At 68.9% G+C, this 19,654-nt stretch carries 19 protein-coding genes; 12 read left to right on the top strand and 7 right to left on the bottom strand.

The window, feature by feature from the left end:
* Nucleotides 1–143: 143 nt before the first annotated feature.
* The gene (locus OG257_RS03635; protein WP_329204652.1) at nt 144–1,301 is read left to right on the top strand and encodes an acyl-CoA dehydrogenase family protein; all 1,158 of its coding nucleotides are present in this window, start codon (nt 144–146) and stop codon (nt 1,299–1,301) included.
* A 75-nt stretch (nt 1,302–1,376) separates the two neighbouring features.
* On the opposite strand, the gene OG257_RS03630 is transcribed toward OG257_RS03635, so the two are convergent.
* The 6 genes from OG257_RS03630 to OG257_RS03610 form a co-directional block, all read right to left on the bottom strand.
* Complete coding sequence (locus OG257_RS03630; RefSeq protein WP_329204650.1) at nt 1,377–2,558, bottom strand: TetR/AcrR family transcriptional regulator; 1,182 nt, start codon at nt 2,556–2,558, stop codon at nt 1,377–1,379.
* A 114-nt stretch (nt 2,559–2,672) separates the two neighbouring features.
* On the bottom strand, nt 2,673–4,427 hold the full coding sequence (locus OG257_RS03625; RefSeq protein WP_329214883.1) for an acetyl/propionyl/methylcrotonyl-CoA carboxylase subunit alpha: 1,755 nt from the start codon (nt 4,425–4,427) through the stop codon (nt 2,673–2,675).
* Nucleotides 4,424–4,888, bottom strand: coding sequence for a cobalamin B12-binding domain-containing protein (locus OG257_RS03620; RefSeq protein WP_329204648.1), 465 nt, complete (start codon nt 4,886–4,888; stop codon nt 4,424–4,426). The genes OG257_RS03625 and OG257_RS03620 overlap by 4 nt, the downstream gene beginning before the upstream one ends.
* Before the next feature lie 19 nt (nt 4,889–4,907).
* Nucleotides 4,908–5,126, bottom strand: a complete 219-nt coding sequence (locus OG257_RS37200; protein WP_443054546.1) for an acyl-CoA carboxylase epsilon subunit — start codon at nt 5,124–5,126, stop codon at nt 4,908–4,910.
* A 5-nt stretch (nt 5,127–5,131) separates the two neighbouring features.
* Nucleotides 5,132–6,715: an acyl-CoA carboxylase subunit beta gene (locus OG257_RS03615; protein WP_329204646.1), complete on the bottom strand. Its 1,584-nt coding sequence runs from the start codon at nt 6,713–6,715 to the stop codon at nt 5,132–5,134.
* A 19-nt stretch (nt 6,716–6,734) separates the two neighbouring features.
* Complete coding sequence (locus OG257_RS03610; RefSeq protein WP_329204644.1) at nt 6,735–8,321, bottom strand: acyl-CoA mutase large subunit family protein; 1,587 nt, start codon at nt 8,319–8,321, stop codon at nt 6,735–6,737.
* Between the two features lie 374 nt (nt 8,322–8,695).
* Here OG257_RS03610 and OG257_RS03605 point away from each other — a divergent pair, with 374 nt between their 5' ends.
* Both OG257_RS03605 and OG257_RS03600 read left to right on the top strand, forming a co-directional pair.
* Nucleotides 8,696–9,682, top strand: coding sequence for an esterase/lipase family protein (locus OG257_RS03605; protein WP_329204642.1), 987 nt, complete (start codon nt 8,696–8,698; stop codon nt 9,680–9,682).
* Nucleotides 9,683–9,958: 276 nt separating this feature from the next.
* Entirely contained in the window at nt 9,959–11,218 is a 1,260-nt protein-coding gene (locus tag OG257_RS03600) for a PucR family transcriptional regulator (protein WP_329204641.1), read from the top strand.
* Between the two features lie 76 nt (nt 11,219–11,294).
* Here OG257_RS03600 and OG257_RS03595 read toward each other — a convergent pair whose 3' ends face one another.
* Nucleotides 11,295–12,188 (bottom strand): LysR family transcriptional regulator, encoded by an 894-nt coding sequence (locus OG257_RS03595; RefSeq protein ID WP_329204639.1) that lies wholly within the window; start codon nt 12,186–12,188, stop codon nt 11,295–11,297.
* A gap of 282 nt (nt 12,189–12,470) precedes the next feature.
* Here OG257_RS03595 and OG257_RS03590 point away from each other — a divergent pair, with 282 nt between their 5' ends.
* From OG257_RS03590 to OG257_RS03550, 9 genes are all read left to right on the top strand, one after another.
* Nucleotides 12,471–13,124: a CatB-related O-acetyltransferase gene (locus tag OG257_RS03590; protein ID WP_329204638.1), complete on the top strand. Its 654-nt coding sequence runs from the start codon at nt 12,471–12,473 to the stop codon at nt 13,122–13,124.
* Complete coding sequence (locus tag OG257_RS03585) at nt 13,121–14,056, top strand: Vgb family protein (RefSeq protein ID WP_329204637.1); 936 nt, start codon at nt 13,121–13,123, stop codon at nt 14,054–14,056. The genes OG257_RS03590 and OG257_RS03585 overlap by 4 nt, the downstream gene beginning before the upstream one ends.
* Nucleotides 14,053–14,400, top strand: a complete 348-nt coding sequence (locus tag OG257_RS03580) for a YciI family protein (RefSeq protein WP_329204635.1) — start codon at nt 14,053–14,055, stop codon at nt 14,398–14,400. The genes OG257_RS03585 and OG257_RS03580 overlap by 4 nt, the downstream gene beginning before the upstream one ends.
* 116 nt (nt 14,401–14,516) lie before the next feature.
* Nucleotides 14,517–15,452 (top strand): GNAT family N-acetyltransferase, encoded by a 936-nt coding sequence (locus tag OG257_RS03575; RefSeq protein WP_329214881.1) that lies wholly within the window; start codon nt 14,517–14,519, stop codon nt 15,450–15,452.
* A 70-nt stretch (nt 15,453–15,522) separates the two neighbouring features.
* Nucleotides 15,523–16,020: a hypothetical protein gene (locus OG257_RS03570; RefSeq protein ID WP_329204634.1), complete on the top strand. Its 498-nt coding sequence runs from the start codon at nt 15,523–15,525 to the stop codon at nt 16,018–16,020.
* Nucleotides 16,021–16,285: 265 nt separating this feature from the next.
* On the top strand, nt 16,286–17,026 hold the full coding sequence (locus tag OG257_RS03565) for an amino acid ABC transporter ATP-binding protein (protein WP_383808832.1): 741 nt from the start codon (nt 16,286–16,288) through the stop codon (nt 17,024–17,026).
* 65 nt (nt 17,027–17,091) lie between these two features.
* A complete protein-coding gene (locus OG257_RS03560; protein WP_329204632.1) occupies nt 17,092–17,943 on the top strand; it encodes a glutamate ABC transporter substrate-binding protein in 852 nt (283 codons plus the stop codon).
* A 76-nt stretch (nt 17,944–18,019) separates the two neighbouring features.
* The gene (locus tag OG257_RS03555; protein ID WP_329204631.1) at nt 18,020–18,685 is read left to right on the top strand and encodes an amino acid ABC transporter permease; all 666 of its coding nucleotides are present in this window, start codon (nt 18,020–18,022) and stop codon (nt 18,683–18,685) included.
* Nucleotides 18,682–19,623, top strand: a complete 942-nt coding sequence (locus OG257_RS03550; protein ID WP_329204630.1) for an amino acid ABC transporter permease — start codon at nt 18,682–18,684, stop codon at nt 19,621–19,623. Before OG257_RS03555 ends, OG257_RS03550 begins: the two co-directional genes overlap by 4 nt.
* The last annotated feature ends 31 nt before the right edge of the window (nt 19,624–19,654 follow it).

Raw genomic sequence — 19,654 nt, 5'->3', positions numbered from 1 at the left:
CCTCGGCGGCCCCGTCGATCGTCGCGGCCCGAGTCGCGAATTCCCCCGTTGCCGTCCGACGCCGCAGTTCGATCCCTCACGGATCTGTGCCGCCCTCGGACACGCCCCCTACGGGTGCGGCAACGACCACGAAAGGCCTGACTATGCGTCGAAGCGTGTTCAACGAGGACCACGAGGCGTTCCGGGAGACGATCCGGGACTTCATCTCCAAGGAGGTCGCGCCGGAGTTCCACGAGTGGGAGCAGGCCGGGCACGCGCCGCGGGACTTCTACTACAAGCTCGGTGAACTGGGCGTCTTCGGCATGGAGGTGCCGAAGGAATACGGCGGCGCCGGCGAGACCAGCATCAAGTACGAGGCCGTGATCATCGAGGAGAACGCCCGTGCGGCCGTCACCTTCGGTTCCGCGGGCGTCCACACGGGCCTGTGCCTGGGATACCTCATGCGGTACGCCTCCGAGGAGCAGAAGCACCGCTGGCTGGCGCCGTTCATGAGCGGCGAGACCATGTACGCCATCGCGATGACCGAGCCCGGTACGGGCTCGGACCTGGCGGGCATGAAGACCCGCGCCGAGCTGTCGGAGGACGGCACGCACTACGTCCTCAACGGTGCCAAGACGTTCATCACCGGCGGAGTCCAGGCCGACCGGGTGCTGGTCGTGTGCCGGACCTCACCGGCGCCTGCGGAGAACCGCCGTCTCGGCCTGTCGATCCTGGTCGTCGACGCCCATGCCGCCGGATACTCGGTCGGCCGCAAGCTCGAGAAGATCGGCATGAAGTCCTCCGACACCGCCGAGCTGGCCTTCGTCGACGTCAAGGTTCCCGTGGAGGACATCCTCGGTGAGGAGGGCCAGGCGTTCCGCTACCTCTCGGAGAACCTGGTCAAGGAGCGTCTGGTCATCGGTATCGGTGCCGCCGCCACCGCACGCGCCGCCATCGGCTTCGCCATCGACTACACCAAGCAGCGGCAGGTCTTCGGCAAGCCCGTGGCGTCCTTCCAGAACACCAAGTTCGTCCTCGCCGAGTGCGCCGCCGAACTGGAGGCCCTGCAGGCGATGACCGACCGGGCCATGGACCTCTACGACGAGGGCGACCTCACTCCCGCAGACGCCTCCAAGCTGAAGCTCTTCGGCACCGAGACGGCCGGCCGGATCATCGACAAGTGCCTCCAGCTGCACGGCGGCTACGGCTACATGCTCGAGTACCCCATCGCCCGCCTGTACGCCTCGACCCGGGTCTCCCGCATCTACGGCGGCACCAACGAGGTACAGAAGACGGTCATCGCCAAGGATCTCGGCCTGTAGGCCGGGTCCGCCACCGACGCCGTGCACCCGGGCTGCCACGGGGCGATCGGGTGCACGGGCCGGGCCCGGCGGTTCTCAGACCGCGTCGCCTATGCCCAAGGAGTCCATCGCCACGGCCGCCACGACCGTGGGGGTGGCGAGGCGGCGGACCGAGGAGGGCAGCCGGTACAGGATGAGAACCATGGTCAGCACGGAACCGAGCATCACGCGCCCTTCGTCCTCGTCGAGCTCGGGACGACAGGCCCGCAGCAGCGAGAGGCACTCGGCGAGGAATGCCACCTGACTCTGAAAAGCGCTCTGGCGCTGCTCGGCGGAGAGGTGGACCAGCTCGCCCACCATGAGCGGCATGGCGCTGATCCTCGTACCGCAGAGGGCCGCGTAGATGCGCAGCACGCGGTGGAGCGCCTCGGCGGGTGTGTGGCTCTCCGTGAGTTCCCGGGCGAGTGAGAAGTGCAGGACCTCGGACTCGCGGTGCAGGGCCGCCGCCAGGATCTCCGCCTTGCTGGAGAAGTGGTTGTAGATGCTCGGACCGGCGATTCCGGCCGCCGCTCCGATCTCCTCCATGCTGACCACCTGGAAACCACGCGCCTTGAACAGCGGGATCGCCGCGGCCAGCAGCGCTTCGCGACGCGAGGCGGGTGTGAGACCGATGCCCGGCCGACGCGGGGTCTCGTCCGCCGCACCGGAAGGAACGGCATGTGACCGGCAGACTGCCGACGCCTGCGTGCACAGCACGTCCTCGAAGCGCGGGCGCGGCAGATCGCGATGGTGGTAAGACGGGCTCACGAGGACACCCAGGGCGCACCAGGCCAGAAGCAGCGCCTGGTCCTCGTCCAGTTCCGGACGCGACTCCCGAATGGCCGCGGCGATCGTGTCCGCGTGCGCGTCGTGATGGCGGAGGACGCGGTCGCGGGCCTCGTCGTCCAGGTTCCGCGTCTCACGGTCCAGCAACAACGGCAGCGGCCGGTGATCGAGCGTGAACCGCGCGGTGGCCCTGAGGAGATCGTCGAGCCCGTGCGCCTCTTCCATCGCCGCCGCGAGAAGGTCAAGTCCGTCGAGCATGACCCGGCGCAGGAGCTCCTGCTTGCCTCGGAAGTGGCGGTACAGCCCTCCCGCGGTGATCCCGACGGCTGCGGCGATGTCCTCCATGCCGGTGGCGTGATACCCGGAACGGTGGAAGCACTCCAGGGCCGCCGTGAGGATCTGCGCCTTCCGGTCGCGGGAGCGGCGCACAGGGCGGTCCGTCTTGGTCGTCACCCCGCCATCCTAGGCTCCCCACCTGCGGTCGCCTTCACCCGTGCACCATCGACTCGACCACGCCGACCGGCCCCTCGTCCCTACGGGACACGAGGGGCCGGCGGCCTTCTGTGTTCAGTCCTTGATCTCGCAGATCATGGCGCCGGAGGAGACGGAGCTGCCGACCTCGGCGGCGAGGCCCTTGACGGTGCCGGAGCGGTGGGCGTTGAGGGGCTGTTCCATCTTCATCGCTTCGAGGACGACGATGAGGTCGCCTTCCTTGACTTCCTGGCCCTCCTCGACGGCGATCTTGACGATGGTGCCCTGCATGGGCGAGGCGAGGGTGTCGCCGGAGGCGGCGGAGCCGGCCTTCTTCGCGGCGCGGCGCTTGGGCTTGGCGCCGGCGGCGAGGCCGGTGCGGGCCAGGCTCATGCCGAGCGAGGAGGGCAGGGAGACCTCGAGGCGCTTGCCGCCGACCTCGACGACGACGGTCTCGCGGCCCGACTCCTCGTCCGCTTCGGTGTCGGCGGGGACGGCGAAGGCGGGGATGTCGTTGACGAACTCCGTCTCGATCCACCGGGTGTGGACGCGGAACGGGTCGGAGGTGAATGCCGGGTCGGCGACGACGGCACGGTGGAAGGGGATGGCGGTGGCCATGCCCTCGACGGTGAACTCGCGCAGGGCGCGGGCTGCGCGCTGGAGTGCCTGCTCACGCGTAGCACCGGTCACGATGAGCTTGGCGAGGAGGGAGTCCCAGGCGGGGCCGATGACGCTGCCGGACTCGACGCCCGCGTCGAGGCGGACACCGGGGCCGGAGGGCGGGCTGAAGGTGGTGACGGTGCCGGGGGCGGGCAGGAAGCCGCGGCCCGGGTCCTCGCCGTTGATCCGGAACTCGAAGGAGTGGCCGCGCACGGCGGGGTCGCCGTAGCCGAGCTCCTCGCCGTCGGCGATGCGGAACATCTCGCGGACGAGGTCGAGGCCGGTGACCTCCTCGGTGACCGGGTGCTCGACCTGGAGGCGGGTGTTGACCTCGAGGAAGGAGATGGTGCCGTCCGTGCCGACGAGGAACTCGACGGTGCCGGCGCCGACGTAGCCGGCTTCCTTGAGGATGGCCTTCGACGCGGCGTACAGCTCGGCGTTCTGTGCCTCGGAGAGGAACGGTGCGGGGGCTTCCTCGACGAGTTTCTGGTGGCGGCGCTGCAGGGAGCAGTCGCGGGTGGAGACGACGACCACGTTGCCGTGGGAGTCGGCCAGGCACTGGGTCTCCACGTGGCGGGGCTTGTCGAGGTAGCGCTCGACGAAGCACTCGCCGCGGCCGAACGCGGCGACGGCCTCGCGGACGGCGGAGTCGTAGAGCTCGGGGATCTCTTCGAGGGTGCGGGCGACCTTGAGGCCGCGGCCGCCGCCGCCGAAGGCGGCCTTGATCGCGATCGGGAGGCCGTTCTGCTCGGCGAACGCGACGACCTCGTCCGAGCCGGAGACCGGGTCGGGGGTGCCGGCGACGAGGGGGGCGCCGGCGCGCTGGGCGATGTGCCGGGCGGCGACCTTGTCACCGAGGTCGCGGATGGCCTGCGGGGGCGGGCCGATCCAGGTCAGGCCGGCGTCCAGGACGGCCTGGGCGAACTCGGCGTTCTCCGAGAGGAAGCCGTAGCCGGGGTGGATCGCGTCGGCCCCGGAGTCCTTGGCCGCCTGGAGGACCTTGCCCATGTCCAGGTAGCTGGCGGCCGGGGTGTCACCGCCCAGAGCGAACGCCTCGTCGGCCGCGCGGACATGCAGAGCATCCCGGTCCGGATCGGCGTAGACGGCTACGCTCGCGATTCCGGCATCCTGGCACGCCCGAGCAACGCGGACAGCGATTTCGCCACGGTTGGCGATGAGGATCTTCTTCAGCATGCCGGTTCCAAAGCTTTCTCGTTGTGGGGCGCGGGGCTGAGCCGGTTGACGGTCTCGACGATTGCGCCGATGTCCGCGCCGGGGGTGAACACGGCGTCGACGCCCATGCTCCGCAGGGCGAGGGCGTCCGCCTCGGGGATGATGCCGCCGACGAGAACGCGGGTGTCGGCCGCGTCATGCTGCGCGAGGAGGCCGATCACCTTCTCGACGATCGTCAGGTGGGCGCCCGAGAGGACGGACAGTCCCAGAATCGGGGCGTCCTCGGCAATGACGGTGGCGGTGATCTGCTCCGGGGTCTGGTGCAGCCCGGTGTAGATCACCTCGTGGCCTGCGTCACGCAGCGCCCGGGCGATGACCTTGGCCCCACGGTCATGGCCGTCGAGTCCGGGCTTGGCGATCACGACGCGGGCGCGCGGCGCCGGGGCGGCCCGACGCATCGGCTGATGCCGGGTGTTCATGGTGTCTCCGTTCGGGAGGTCAGTGACGCCGTGCCGAGGCACGCCAGGCGCCGGGGCCGGGGAGATATGGGGTGCGCAGCACGGGGTGGGGCGAGGCCCAACCACGGGTGGGACGCGCGACAGGGGCGGAGACCGCCGTTCGAACAGCTGCCAGGGCCGCGACCAGAGCGGCCAGTTCCTCGGGTGATGGGGCACCACTCCTGACTTCCAGGGCGGGCCGTGGCGCTTGGCTCGTCATGTCGGTCACAGCGGGATGTTGCCGTGCTTCTTCGGAGGCAGCGACTCACGCTTGGTACGCAGCTGACGCAACGCCTTCACGACCTGCGGGCGCGTGTCCGACGGCATGACCACACCGTCGATGTAACCGCGCTCTGCCGCCGTGTAGGGATTGAGCAGGGCGTCCTCGTACTCCTGCATGAGCCGTGCCCGCTCGGCTTCCTGGTCGTCGGCGGCGGCGATGGTCCGGCGGTGCAGGATGTTGACCGCGCCCTGCGCGCCCATGACCGCGATCTGCGCGGTCGGCCAGGCCAGGTTGAGGTCGGCGCCCAGGTGCTTGGACCCCATGACGTCGTAGGCGCCGCCGAAGGCCTTGCGGGTGATGACCGTGATCAGCGGGACGGTCGCCTCGGCGTACGCGTAGATCAGCTTGGCGCCGCGGCGGATGATGCCGCCGTACTCCTGGTCGACGCCCGGCAGGAAGCCGGGGACGTCCACGAAGGTCAGGACCGGCACGTTGAACGCGTCGCACGTACGGACGAAGCGCGCGGCCTTCTCGCTGGCGTTGATGTCCAGACAGCCGGCGAACTGCATCGGCTGGTTGGCGACGATGCCGACGGGGTAGCCCTCGACGCGGCCGAAGCCGGTCAGGATGTTCGGCGCGAACAGCGCCTGCGTCTCCAGGAACTCGCCCTCGTCCACGACGTGCTCGATGACCTGGCGCATGTCGTACGGCTGGTTCGCCGAGTCGGGAATCAGAGTGTCGAGCTCCCGGTCCTCGTCGGTCACCTCCGTCTCCGCGACCTCCGGGAAGGCCGGTGGCTCGGAGAGGTTGTTGGACGGGAGGTAGGACAGCAGGGACTTGACGTACTCGATGGCGTCCTTCTCGTCCCCCGCCAGTTGGTGCGCCACGCCCGAGGTCGAGTTGTGGGTCCGGGCGCCGCCCAGTTCCTCGAAGCCGACGTCCTCGCCGGTGACGGTCTTGATGACGTCGGGCCCGGTGATGAACATGTGCGAGGTCTGGTCGACCATGACCGTGAAGTCGGTGATCGCGGGGGAGTACACCGCGCCGCCCGCGCACGGACCCACGATGAGGGAGATCTGCGGGATCACGCCGGAGGCATGGGTGTTGCGGCGGAAGATCTCGCCGTACATGCCCAGAGCGCTCACACCCTCCTGGATACGGGCGCCGCCGGAGTCGTTGATGCCGATGACCGGGCAGCCCGTCTTGAGGGCGAAGTCCATCACCTTGATGATCTTCTGGCCGTAGGTCTCACCCAGCGCGCCGCCGAAGACCGTGAAGTCCTGCGAGAAGACGGCGACCGGGCGGGCGTCGACCGTGCCGTAGCCGGTGACGACGCCATCGCCGTAGGGGCGGTTCCTCTCCATGCCGAAGTTCGTCGACCGGTGCCGTGCGAACTCGTCCAGCTCCACGAAAGAGTCTTCGTCGAGCAGGAGCTCGACGCGCTCTCGGGCGGTCAACTTGCCCTTGGCGTGCTGCTTTTCCACCGCGCGCTCCGAGCCGGCGTGGGTGGCCTCGCCGATGCGGCGCCCGAGGTCCGCGATCTTGCCCGCGGTCGTGCGCATGTCGATACTGTCGATGTCGTTCATGACGTGATGAGTGCCGTTCTCAGAAGGTTTCGACGGGGACGTGGGCGCCCCAGACGTCGCGGAGGGCGTGCGAGATCTCGCCGCCCGTGGCACGGAGCTTCAACGCTTCGCGCATCGTGGGCAGGACGTTGTCGGTGCCGCGTGCCGCGGCGCGGAGTTCGTCGAGCGCACGCCGGACCCCGTCGTTGTCGCGCTCCTTGCGCAGGGCTTCGAGGCGATCGCACTGGTCTGCCTCGATCCGGGGATCCACCCGCAGGGGCTCGTAGGGCTCCTCCTCGTCGAGTGCGAACTTGTTGACCCCGACGACGGTCCGCTCGGCGTTGTCGATCTCCAGGGCCACCCGGTAGGCGGAGCGCTCGATCTCCGACTTCTGGAAGCCCTGCTCGATGGCCGCGACGGCGCCGCCCCGGTCCTCGACGGCATGGATCAACTCCATGGCCGCCGCTTCGAGATCGTCGGTCATCGACTCCATGACGTAGGACCCGGCGAAGGGGTCGACCGTCTTGGTGACGTCGGTCTCGTACGCGATGATCTGCTGGGTGCGCAGCGCGAGCCGTGCCGCCTTCTGGGTGGGCAGGGCGATGGCCTCGTCGTACGAGTTCGTGTGCAGGGACTGCGTCCCGCCGAGCACCGCGCCGAGGCCCTGCAGGGCGACCCGGACGAGGTTCACCTCGGGCTGCTGGGCCGTGAGCTGCACGCCGGCGGTCTGCGTGTGGAAGCGGAGCATCTGCGACTTGGGGTTCTTCGCATGGAACTCGTCGCGCATGATCCGTGCCCATATCCGGCGGGCCGCACGGAACTTGGCGATCTCCTCGAGCAGGGTCGTACGTGCGACGAAGAAGAACGACAGGCGTGGTGCGAAGTCGTCGACGTCCAGTCCCGCGCTGATCGCGGTGCGTACGTACTCCTTGGCGTTGGCGAGGGTGAACGCGATCTCCTGCGCGGGCGTCGCTCCGGCCTCGGCCATGTGGTAGCCCGAGATGGAGATGGTGTTCCAGCGGGGGAGCTCCCGGTGGCAGTACGAGAAGATGTCGCTGATCAGCCGCAGCGACTGCTTCGGGGGATAGATGTACGTACCCCGGGCTATGTACTCCTTGAGCACGTCGTTCTGGATCGTGCCGGTCAGCTGGTTCCCGGCGATGCCCTGCTCGGCCGCGACCAGCTGGTACATCAGCAGAAGCGTCGACGCGGGCGCGTTGATCGTCATCGAGGTCGAGACCTTGTCCAGCGGAAGGCCCTGGAACAGCGTCCGTATGTCGTCGATCGAGTCGATCGCCACACCCACCTTTCCGACCTCACCCTGGGCGACCGCCTCGTCCGAGTCGTAGCCCATCTGCGTCGGCAGGTCGAAGGCCACGCTCAGTCCGCCCGTGCCGGCGCCGACCAGCTCGTGGTAGCGCTCGTTGGACTCCTTGGCAGTGCCGAAACCGGCGTACTGCCGCATCGTCCAGGGGCGGCCCGTGTACATCGACGGGTACACGCCTCGGGTGAACGGGAACTGCCCGGGAGCGCCCAGCCTGGCGCCCGCGTCGAAGCCGTTCAGCGCTGCCCCGTCGTAGAGCGGCTGGATCGGCAGGTCGGATTCGCTCCGCGCCACGGCACTCACACTGAACCTCCACCGGTACTAGATCTCGCTATGACGGTACTCAGTACCGTTGTATTGGGCAAGTATCTTCGGGTCCTGCGACAGGGGTGGTGCCGCGGGACCAGGGGGTACGTGAACGAATCCGCGCCCTGCGTCGCCGTTCAGGCGGCGGTGCGATGTGACGTGGGGCTGGTCCGGCGGGGCGGTTTTGTGACCGCCCACACGATCGGGGCGCGGACCCGTCCGGCCCTGCGCGGAGGGTTGTCCGGCCCGGTCGGCCCCGTGAATGTGAGCCTCCAGTTCGCTCGCTGTCACCCGTACGACGTATGGGAGCCACGCCCGGCATGTGCCGGGGCGGCTGTCCCGCGAGCGTCACCACTCACACAGGAGTCACCGTGAACAGTCGGTGGAAGACCCCCCGGCGCTGGAGATTGAGTGCCGTCCCCGCCGTCCTGGCGGGCGTGCTCGCCGCTGCCCTGCTGGCCCCCTCCTCGGAGGCGGCCGCGGTCGCCGGGCCCTCGCTGGAAACCCCTGTCGCCACGCTCGACGCGGCTCTCAACTGCCCCAGCTCGTTCCTCCATCCGGACCGCGAGCCCGTGTTGCTGGTCCACGGCACCAGCTCCACCGACGACGAGTCCTGGGGGTGGGGCTACGCCCCCGCCCTGCGCGGCGACGGGTACGACGTCTGCGGCGTGACCCTGCCGAACAGGTCGATGGGCGACATCCAGGTGGCGTCCGAGTACGTCGTCCGGGCGATCGACAGGATCAACGCCGCGACCGGTCGCAAGGTCGATGTTCTCGGCCACAGCCAGGGGAACATGCAGATTCGCTGGGCGCTCAAGTGGTGGCCCGATCTCCAGGGCAAGGTGGACGACGCGGTCTTCCTCGCCAACCCCGGCCATGGCATCGGGGGCGGCAATCTCCTCTGCGTCTCCCCGTGCGCGCCGGCGCTGCACCAGTTCGGCGTCGGCTCGAACTTCCTTGCCGCGCTCAACCAGGGCGACGAGACCCCCGGGGCCGTCTCGTACACCAACGTCTACAGCATCGTCGACGAAGCCATCGTCCCGGTCACGACCGCGCCGCTGAGCGGTGCCACCAACATCTCTATGCAGAGCGTGTGTCCGGGCCGGACCGTCACCCACTTCAGCTTCCTGTACGACGCCGTCGCCTACAAACTGGTCCTGGACGCGCTCTCGCGTTCCGGCACGGCCAGTCCGAGCCGGCTGCCGCTAGGCAAGTGCGTCGACGTCAACCTTCCCGGCGTGCTGCCCTCCGAGGCAACGGCGGCCACGGCGGTCGCCGCAGCGAATCTGAGCGCGGAAGTCCTCAACGCCACCAAGGTGGACTCCGAGCCCCCGCTGCGGGCCTACGCCCAGTCCTGACACTCCTCGAACCGGAACGGTCCTGTGCCGCACGTGCGGCACAGGACCGTTCCTTCATGCTGCCGATGGCGTCGCGGCTGAGAGGCCGACGCACCTGAACGACGTGGGACACCCCGACCGAAAGTGAATTCCTCTTAGTCTGCTTTGATCCGAATGAACTGCTCACTGCATGGCACTGGACGTACTAGTGATTTCTCTTTAGTTTGTCAGGGTCCGCCCTCGCCATGACGCCCTCGCCACCGCCCGTCCGCGGACGCCCGACACGCTGAGGTGCCGATGAACCAGATTGATACCGGACTGCCGGTCCGCCGCCCGCCCCTGACGTACCGGCTGCCCCTCCTCCTCGACGAGTCCCCGAAGGAGGATGCCGGGCGTGTGCTGCGTCACGCGGCCGAGCTGCTCCGGCCTCGACTCCCGGCCTTCGTCGAATCCGCTCTGGCACAGCTGCGAAACACCAGCGCGTACTACGGGAACCCGCTCCTGGCCCCCAACGATCTGGGAGAGTCCGTCCACACCGCGATGGAGTGCTTCGTCGGCGGGATGATCGAGCCCTACCGCACGTCCGAGTCCGGTGAGTACGCCTGGCTCATCGGTGACAGGAGGGCGCAGGAGGGCGTCCCGCTCCAGGCCCTTCTGCACGGCTACCGCGTGGGCGGCACAGAGATCTGGGACACACTCGTGGCCCTGGTCATGCAGGACTGCCCGGATCAGGGACATCTCATGGCGTTTGCCGCCAACGACGTGTGGGGCCGGGCCGACCGGGACACCGCGCTGGCGGTCGAGGCGTACCGCCGGTCCTCCGACAGACTGCCCGACGACGACGGCCGCAAGCAGCTTCCGCTGCTGAAGGTGCTGTTGCGCGGCTACACCGAGGAGACCCGCGTGTCCGCCATGGCTGTCGCCCTCGGGCTGCCGCTGCGGGCACGCTACGCGGTGGTGCTCCTGCGTGGCCCTTCTGCGGAGCGTCCCGCCACGGCGCCGACACGCGAAGTGCGCGACGGGATGGAACTCCACTGGTGCCCTCAGGAGGACGGCCTGACTGTGGTGGCACGGCTCGACGAAGCCTCTGTCGAGGACCTCGCGTCGGTGATCCCCGTCGGCCCCGGCATGCGCGGTGGAATCAGTACGGTCGTATCCGGCCTCATGGAGCTCGGTCGAGCGCGGGAGCTGGCCGAGCTCGCCCTGAACACGTGCGCGGCGGACGGTGAACTCGCCCGGCTCGCGGACCGGCTGCCCGGCGCCTTCGTCCTCACGCGGCCCGACCTGGCGCAGGACTTTGCGCTCCAGGTGCTCGGACCCGTGCTCGATTCGGATGCGGGGGAGCGCGATCACCTGCTGGCCACCCTGGCGGCCTGGCTCGACTGCCATGGCTCGACGGAAGAGGCGCGCAAGCGGCTCTACTGTCACCGGAACACGGTAATCAACCGGTTGCGCCGGTTGGAGCGGCTCACCGGCCGCCTGCTGTCGCGACCGCGCGACGTGGTCGACCTGTCGTTCGCGCTCGAGTCCCACCGCCTTACCCTGCAGGACAACTGAGCCAACTCCTGCGGCCGCCCTTCCGAGGCCGCGTAGGACATGCGCGGATCGGCACCGCCGCCGGCGCGTCCCGTACCTACCGCCCGGTCGAGGCCCCGCAGTTCGTCGCGGCCTCTGCGAGTGCGCGTACCAGTGGGGTCGCCCGGTTCGTGCGCCAGATCAGGGCCCACTGGACGGGCGGGGCATCGTGGAGGGGGAGATAGACGACGTCGGTCTGCGCGTTGTAGCGCCGCCCCTCGTCGGGGACCGTGCAGACCGCTTCGCCTGCCGCGACGAGGGCGAGAATCTCGTAGAAGGTGGCGACGGCCGGGCCGCGGCGGACGGGGCGACCGGCCGGAGTGAGGGCCGGCAGTACGGCGGCTTCCCAATAGGCGGGAATGGAGCCGTTCAGGCGCGGCACGATGTGGTCGCCGAGCACCTCCATGCTCACCGACTCCTGCCGGGCCAGCGGGTGATCCGCGGCCACCATCAGGTGGAGGGGTTCCTCGCGCAGCACCACTCCGACGGTCAGGTCCGGTTCGCGGACCGGCAACCAGGTCGTCACCGCATCGACCTCGCCGGCCCGCAAGGCTCCGAACGGATCGCTGAAGAACACTTCCCGGAACCGGAGTTCGGCGGACGGGTGCCGGGCACGGAAGTAGGTCAGGACCGGGGCCATGTCGTGCATCTGGGCGCCCATGAACCCCAGCGTCAGCGTGCCGGCCGAGTGGCGGGCGATGGTGGTCGCCTCCGCCATGGCTGCCTGGATGCCCTCGTATGCCGGCTTCAGCCGCTGGAGCAGCACCTCTCCGGCGGGGGTCATCCGCACGTGGCGGCTGGTCCGCTCGAAGAGCTGGGCGCCGATGGCGCGTTCCTGCTTCTTGATCGCCTGGCTGACACGGGCCGGGGAGATATGCAGGCGTTCGGCGCTGCGGCCGAAGTGGAGCTCCTCCGCGAGCGTCAGGAAGATCTCTATGTCCCGCAGTTCCATTCTGCCCCCGGCTCCGTCCTGGTCCCCTGGATCGTGAATCTCTGGGTTAACGACCATAACAAGATCGACTGTTGATCCCGGGCGGGCCGGTGCGCAAGCTGGGTACCGGGCCGGGAGCCTCCTTCCGCAGGTCGTGACATGGGGCGGCAGGACCGGCTCGCTCCAATCGGCCGACGGCCCGAAAGCCGCGCATTGCCTGGAAGGCGCGCACCTCATCGTTCATGGGGCCTCGCCACCCGGGCTCCGCCGGCCGAGCACGAAGCCTCACGGAAGGATCCCCGCGTGACACCTGACCCGGCCACCGTCCATCCACTGCCTGCCCACGAGAGGGTCGTCTTCCTCAAGCCACTGGTCGAAGGTACGAACGTCGTCGCGGGTGACTTCACCTACTACGACGACCCCGACGGGGCGACCGACTTCGTGCAACGCAATGTGCTGTACGCCTTCGGTCCGGAACGGCTGATCATCGGCAAGTACTGTGCGATCGCCACGGGCACCCGGTTCCTGATGGCGGGCGCCGACCACCCGTCGATGGGTGTGTCCACCTTCCCCTTCACCATGTTCGGCGGGGAGTGGACCGAGCAGACCCTCGACCTCGTCACCGGCATGCCCAGCCGCGGGGACACGGTCGTCGGCAACGACGTGTGGTTCGGATACGGAGCCACGGTGATGCCGGGGGTGCGGATCGGCGACGGCGCGGTGATCGCGGCCGGATCAATAGTCACCGCCGACGTGCCGCCGTACACCGTTGTGGGCGGGAACCCGGCCAGGACGATCAGACAGCGCTTCGACGACAGCACCGTCGAACGGCTCGTTCGCGCCGCGTGGTGGGACTGGCCCGTCGAGCTGGTGACCGCGAACACCCGTACGATCATGGCCGGTTCGCCCCAGGACATCGAGCGCATCGCCGCCGCCGAAGGTCTGGTGCAGCAGTGACGACCCGGACCGTCGAGGAGTACACGGTGTCCGGTCGCGACGGCGGCCCGTACGCGATCACGACCGGCCCGGACGGCGCCCTGTGGTTCACCATGGTGCACAGCGGCAGGATCGGCCGGCTCGTCCCGGGACAGGAACCGACCAGTCATCAGCTCGCCCCGGACAGCGGTCCGACGGTCATCAGCAACGGGCCGGACGGCGCGCTGTGGTTCACCGAGTACCGGGCGCACCGGATCGGCCGGATCACGACGGCCGGTCGGGTGACCGGGTTCGCGCTACCGACCGCCGAGTGCGGGCCCTTCGGTATCGCCGCGGGGCCGGACGGCGCGTTGTGGTTCACCGAGACCGCGGCCGACCGCATCGGCCGCCTCGCCACCGACGGAACGGTCACGGAGTACCCGCTGCCGCGCACCGGCGCGTTCCCCTCCGCCATCGCCGCGGCCGGGGACGCGATGTGGTTCACGATGAACCAGGCCAACGCCATCGGACGCATCGGCATGGACGGCGCCATCACGGTCCACGAGCTGCCCACCGAGGCGGCCGCACCGGTGGGCCTCGCCGCGGGTCCCGACGGGAGTATCTGGTTCACCGAGATCGCGGCCGGTCAGATCGGTCGCAGAGCACCCGACGGCCGGATCACCGAGTACCCGCTGCCCGACCGGTCGGCCCGGCCGCACGCCGTCACCACCGACGCCGACGGTACGGCGTGGTTCACCGAGTGGGGCGGCAACCGCGTCGGCTCGATCACCACCGACGGCACACTCACCCACCACGACCTGCCCACCCCGGCCTCCGAACCGCACGGGATCACGGTGGGCCCGGACGGCGCTCTGTGGACAGCCCTGGAAACAGGCGCATTGGCCCGCATCGAACCGACCCCCACCAGAAGCACCATCGCCACCAAGAACACCGACCGGAGGAACGACTCATGAAATACGCCCTCGTGATCTTCGAGACGCACGCGTCACGCGCCCGGATCCAGGCCGATCGCGACGCCTACCGGAAGGCGTACGAGACCTGGATCGGCGAGCTCGCGGCAGCGGGCAAACTGGCGGGCGGCGACGCCCTCGACACCGAGCACCAGGGCCCCGTCACCGTACGCAAGACGGCGGACGGATCCGCGGCGGTGACCGAGGGGCCCGTGCACAGCGGCGAGGAGACCCTCGGAGGCTGGTTCGTGCTGGAGGTGGCCGACCGTGCCGAGGCCATCGAACTGGCGCGCGGCTTCCCCACCCCGGAGGCGCTCGAAATCCGCCCGATCCTCGAATCGGCCTGAGCGGCATGCAGCCCTCGCAGCCCTCTGCCCGGACATCCGGCGTACCGGATCAGCACGACCGACCCCGGGTCCGAAGTGTTCCACCCCTCAGAGGAGTTGACTTGACGCCGACATCGGTGATCTACCGACCTCTGACCGGCCCCGAGGAGATCGACCTCTTCTGCCGGCTCTCCTACGTCCTCGACCACGAACTCACCGACGACTTCGCAGGCGGCTGCCGCCGCCCCGAGTGGGCCTGGGTGGCCCTGGACGGCGACCGTCTCCTTGCCCGGCTCGCCTGGTGGACGACCCCGGGCGGTGACGTCCCGCTGCAGTTCGACTTCTTCGATGTCGACGACACGCTGCCCCGGGCCGACCGCGACGAGATCGGCCTGCGGCTGTTCAGGACGGCTACGGCGACCGTCTTCCCGGCGGGCGCGAAGCTGCCGGAGTACGGCCGCTTCGTCCCGCCCGACTGGCACGACGAGCCCGCAGCCCGCGAGGTGGTCGAATCCCGCACGCGCGTGCTGGAGAGCACGGGCGCACGGCTGCTGGTCGAGCGGCTGCGACTGCAGTGGACCCCGTCGTCCCCTGTACCGGAATCCGAGGGGCGTCTCGTCTTCCGCCCGGTGTCCGACCGTGAGGACCTCCTCGCCCTGATGACCCCGGTCATGGAGGGCACCCTCGATGCCCACGGCCAGGCGGACCTGGCATCCGGACTGAGCCCGCGCGAGGCGGCGGAACGCCACTACGACGGGGAGTTCGCCGGATTCAGGAGCCCGCACGAGTGGTGGCGCATCGCCGAACTCCCCGACGGCGGCGGACCGGTGGGCTTCGTCATCCCGGCCCGCAACAGCTACCACCCGATCATCGCGTACATCGGAGTCCTGCCCGCACACCGGGGAAACGGCTACATCGACGAGATCCTTGCCGAGGGCACCCGCATCCTGGCCGCCGAGGGCGTCGACCGGATCAGGGCATCGACGGACCTCGGCAACGTCCCCATGGCGAAGTCCTTCGCCCGCGCCGGTTACGTCAACTTCGAACGCTCCCTCAACCTCGTCTGGGACTGACCCCACCTGCCCCGCTCGGGAAGGCCGGCAGGGCCTTCTCAGGATGATGGCGGCGGCTCATGATGGCGGGATGGCTGTCAGCGAGGATCTGCTCTGGGACGCGGAGGACAAGAGCACGCGGATCGTTCCGCGGCTACGCCGCATGGCGGTGACCGGCGGCTGTCTCGGCATTTTCGGCTCGGTGCTGTGGGTGGACTCCGACGTCAGGTGGGCGGTCTGCGCGGCTGCGGCCTATGTGCTCATGGAAGTCGCGCACTGGGCGTGGGACCGGCGGCGCCTGGTCGAGGCGCGGATCGTCGTCGGCGAGCCCGGCGGTCGCGCCACGCTCCGCCTCCGGCACGCCGGCGGACGGATCACCGAACACGACCCCCACCAGGTGGCCCGGGTCCTCATCATCCACGACAACGTCGACGACTCCTCGAAACTCCGTCTGCGCTTGCGGCGGAAGCGGCTCTTCTTCGGGCGTCCGGGGCGTTCCCCGGTGCTCACGACATGGCGGGAGACGTGTCCGGGAGCCGCCGTCAACAACAGGAACGCCCGGTGGGGTATGCCGGGGATCCCTGACTAGCACAGGCCCTCCCGTCCCCTGACGCAGCGGTGCTTCGGATCCTGTGACATCGAGCGGCGACTCCTCGGCGCCCCGAGCGATTCAGCAGGGGTACCGGGACGCAGACCGTTGATCGTCTCCAGCGCCCGCGTCGACCCGTCCGCCGGGTACCCCGGCCTGCCCGGCATCCGCAGTCGGCCCTCTCCGCATGCGACCGCGGCGAGGTCGACGGACGATGAACACGATGAGTGCAGCAGCGGTGACCCAGGGGGATGCCCTTCCAGGCATGAGCGATGCCCTGGTCGTGCTGAGTCATGTCAACAAGCACTTCGGCGCGCTCCATGTGCTCCAGGACATCGACCTGACCATTCACCGGGGCGAGGTCGTGGTCGTCATCGGCCCGTCAGGCGGCGGCAAATCAACGCTGTGCCGCGCCATCAACCGGCTGGAGACCATCGACTCGGGCGAGATCGTCATCGACGGCAGGCCGCTGCCCGCCGAGGGCCGCGAGCTGGCCGGCCTGCGTGCCGATGTGGGCATGGTGTTCCAGTCCTTCAACCTCTTCGCCCACAAGACCGTGATGCAGAACGTCACGCTCGGCCAGATCAAGGTCCGTAAGAAGGACAAGTCCGCGGCCGAGGAGCGGGCGCGCTCCCTGCTGGAGCGGGTGGGTGTGGCCTCCCAGGCCGACAAATACCCGGCCCAGTTGTCCGGCGGGCAGCAGCAGCGCGTGGCGATCGCACGGGCGCTCGCCATGGACCCGAAGGTGATGCTCTTCGACGAGCCGACCTCGGCACTCGATCCCGAGATGATCAACGAGGTGCTCGAGGTCATGCAGCAGCTCGCCCACGAGGGCATGACCATGGCCGTCGTCACCCATGAGATGGGCTTCGCCCGTTCGGCCGCCAACCGTGTGGTCTTCATGGCGGACGGCCGGATCGTGGAGGAGACGACGCCCGAAGAGTTCTTCAACAACCCGCGCAGCGAGCGCGCCAAGGACTTCCTGTCGAAGATCCTCCACCACTGAGCGGGAACACCTGCTCACCGCTCCCGCCCGCCACATCCGTGCGGCAATCCCTAGGAATGATCACCATGAACCCTCGCAAGACCACCGCCGCGGTCGCGGCCGCGCTCCTGCTGTCCCTGACCGCGGCCGCCTGTGGTTCCGACGGTGGCACCGACACCGCCGCGGGTACCGCGGCGGGCAGCCGCGCCGACACGATCACCATCGGCATCAAGTTCGACCAGCCAGGTGTCGGTCTCAAGACCCCGGACGGCGACTACACGGGCTTCGACGTCGATGTCGCGACGTATGTCGCCAAGGAGCTCGGCTTCCAACCCGAAGACATCGAGTGGAAGGAAGCCAAGAGCGCCGACCGCGAGACGCTGCTCCAGCGGGGCGACGTCGACTTCATCGCCGCGTCCTATTCGATCAACAACGAGCGCGAGAAGAAGGTCGACTTCGCAGGCCCCTACCTGCTCGCGCACCAGGACATCCTCGTCCGCGCGGACGACGACTCCATCAAGAAGCCCGAAGACCTGAATGACAAGAAGCTCTGTTCCGTCACCGGGTCCACCTCGGCGCAGAACGTCAAGGCGGAGCTCGCCCCCCAGGCGCAGCTGCAGGAGTACGGCGGCTACTCGGAGTGCATCACCGGCCTGGAGAACGGGGTCATCGACGCGGTGACCACCGACGACTCCATCCTGGCCGGCTACGCCTCCCAGAAGGAGTTCGAAGGAAAGTTCAGGCTCGGCGGATTCAAGCTGAGCAACGAGAACTACGGCATCGGCGTCCAGAACGGCAGTGAACTCAAGGCCAAGATCAACGCCGCCCTGGAAAAGATGGTCGCCGACGGCACCTGGGACAAGTACGTCGAGAAGAACTTCGGCCCGGCGGGCTACAAGAACGAGCCCGCACCGAAGATCGGCGTCGTCGTCACCTGAACGGAGCTGACCGGCGCGCCGCCCCGCCCGTGGGCGGCGCGCCCCACGCTTCACCCACCCGGAATTGCGGGAGATCGTGTTCGACTTTCTTGAAGGTTACGACCTGCTGGGAGCCTTCTGGGTGACGGTGCAGCTCACCGTCTACTCCGCGATCGGCGCCCTGATCTGGGGAACGCTCCTGGCCGCCATGCGGGTGAGCCCCGTTCCCCTCATGCGCGGTTTCGGCACCGCCTATGTCAACGTCGTGCGGAACATCCCCCTGACGGTGATCATCATCTTCACCTCGCTCGGACTGTTCCAGACCATGGGAGTCAGCCTCGGAGCGGAAAACTTCGAGACCATCAACTTCCGGCTCGCGGTCCTCGGCATGATCGCCTACACGTCCGCATTCGTGTGCGAGGCGCTCCGCTCCGGCATCAACACCGTGCCCCTCGGGCAGACGGAGGCCGCGCGCGCCATCGGTCTGAGCTTCCCCCAGGTGCTCAGGCTCATCGTCCTTCCGCAGGCATTCCGCTCCGTCGTGGGCCCGCTGGCGAACGTACTGATCGCCCTGACGAAGAACACCACCGTGGCCGCCGCCATCGGGGTCGCCGAAGCGGCCACCCTGATGCGGGAGATGATCGAGAACGAGGCCCAGCTCATCCTCATCTCCGCCGTCTTCGCGGCGGGATTCATCTGCCTCACCCTGCCGACCGGGCTGTTCCTGGGCTGGGTCAGCAAGAAGGTTGCCGTGAAGCGATGACCTCCGTCCTCTACGACGAACCGGGGCCGCGCGCCCATCGGCGCAACCTCCTCTACACGATCGTGTTCCTGCTTGCACTGGGTCTCGTGATCTGGTGGGTGATCCTGAGCCTCGCGGACAAGAACCAGCTGGAATGGGCGAAATGGAGGCCCTTCTTCACGGACTCCCGTGCCTGGTCGACGTACATCTGGCCGGGGCTGAAGAACACCCTCCTCGCCGCCGTGCTCGCCATGGTCATCGCGCTGCCCCTCGGCGCGTTCTTCGGAATCGCCCGGCTCTCCGAACACTGGTGGGTGCGCGGAGCGGGCGGAACCGTCGTGGAGTTCTTCCGAGCCATCCCCGTACTGATCCTGATGCTCTTCGCCAACGCGGCGTACGCGGAGTTCACCGACGTCAGTCCCGACAACCGGCCGCTGTACGCCGTGGTCACCGGGCTCGTCCTCTACAACGCCTCGGTGCTCGCCGAGGTGGTGCGCGCAGGCATCCTGTCGCTGCCCCGTGGACAGACGGATGCCGCCAAGGCGATCGGCATGCGCAAGGGGCAGACCATGACGAACGTGCTGCTCCCACAGGCGGTCACCGCGATGTTGCCGGCGCTGGTCAGCCAGCTGGTGGTCATCGTGAAGGACACCGCGCTGGGCGGCGCGCTGCTCGGCTTCTCCGAGCTCCTCGCCTCGGTCCGCCCGATGAGCGCGAACTACGGTGCCAACACGATCGCGTGCTTCACCGTCGTCGCGGCGATCTTCGTCGTGCTGAACTTCGCGCTCACCACGTTCGCCTCATGGCTGGAGGGCAGGCTGCGGCGCGGGAGGAAGTCCACCGGAGCGGTGGTCGGCGTGGACGCGGTCGCGCAGCTCTCCACCCCGGGGGAGCCCTTGGAGCCGGGCGGCCCCGGGGCGGCCGGAGGCGAATCGAAGGACGACCGCCCCCGGTCGTGAACCGGCCGTGCGTCGGTCGCGGAAGCCGGCT

It is taken from the genome of Streptomyces sp. NBC_00683, from assembly GCF_036226745.1.
In the GTDB taxonomy this organism is placed as follows: domain Bacteria; phylum Actinomycetota; class Actinomycetes; order Streptomycetales; family Streptomycetaceae; genus Streptomyces.
This window is presented reverse-complemented; position numbering and strand designations above follow the sequence as displayed.

Excerpts from the sequence above, each read along its gene's own strand:
- OG257_RS03635 (WP_329204652.1), top strand. The coding sequence starts at position 144 with ATGCGTCGAAGCGTGTTCAACGAGGACCACGAGGCGTTCCGGGAGACG.
- OG257_RS03620 (WP_329204648.1), bottom strand. The coding sequence starts at position 4,888 with ATGAACACCCGGCATCAGCCGATGCGTCGGGCCGCCCCGGCGCCGCGC.
- OG257_RS37200 (WP_443054546.1), bottom strand. The coding sequence starts at position 5,126 with ATGACGAGCCAAGCGCCACGGCCCGCCCTGGAAGTCAGGAGTGGTGCC.
- OG257_RS03615 (WP_329204646.1), bottom strand. The coding sequence starts at position 6,715 with ATGAACGACATCGACAGTATCGACATGCGCACGACCGCGGGCAAGATC.
- OG257_RS03600 (WP_329204641.1), top strand. The coding sequence starts at position 9,959 with ATGAACCAGATTGATACCGGACTGCCGGTCCGCCGCCCGCCCCTGACG.
- OG257_RS03595 (WP_329204639.1), bottom strand. The coding sequence starts at position 12,188 with ATGGAACTGCGGGACATAGAGATCTTCCTGACGCTCGCGGAGGAGCTC.
- OG257_RS03580 (WP_329204635.1), top strand. The coding sequence starts at position 14,053 with ATGAAATACGCCCTCGTGATCTTCGAGACGCACGCGTCACGCGCCCGG.
- OG257_RS03570 (WP_329204634.1), top strand. The coding sequence starts at position 15,523 with ATGGCTGTCAGCGAGGATCTGCTCTGGGACGCGGAGGACAAGAGCACG.
- OG257_RS03565 (WP_383808832.1), top strand. The coding sequence starts at position 16,286 with ATGAGCGATGCCCTGGTCGTGCTGAGTCATGTCAACAAGCACTTCGGC.
- OG257_RS03560 (WP_329204632.1), top strand. The coding sequence starts at position 17,092 with ATGAACCCTCGCAAGACCACCGCCGCGGTCGCGGCCGCGCTCCTGCTG.
- OG257_RS03550 (WP_329204630.1), top strand. The coding sequence starts at position 18,682 with ATGACCTCCGTCCTCTACGACGAACCGGGGCCGCGCGCCCATCGGCGC.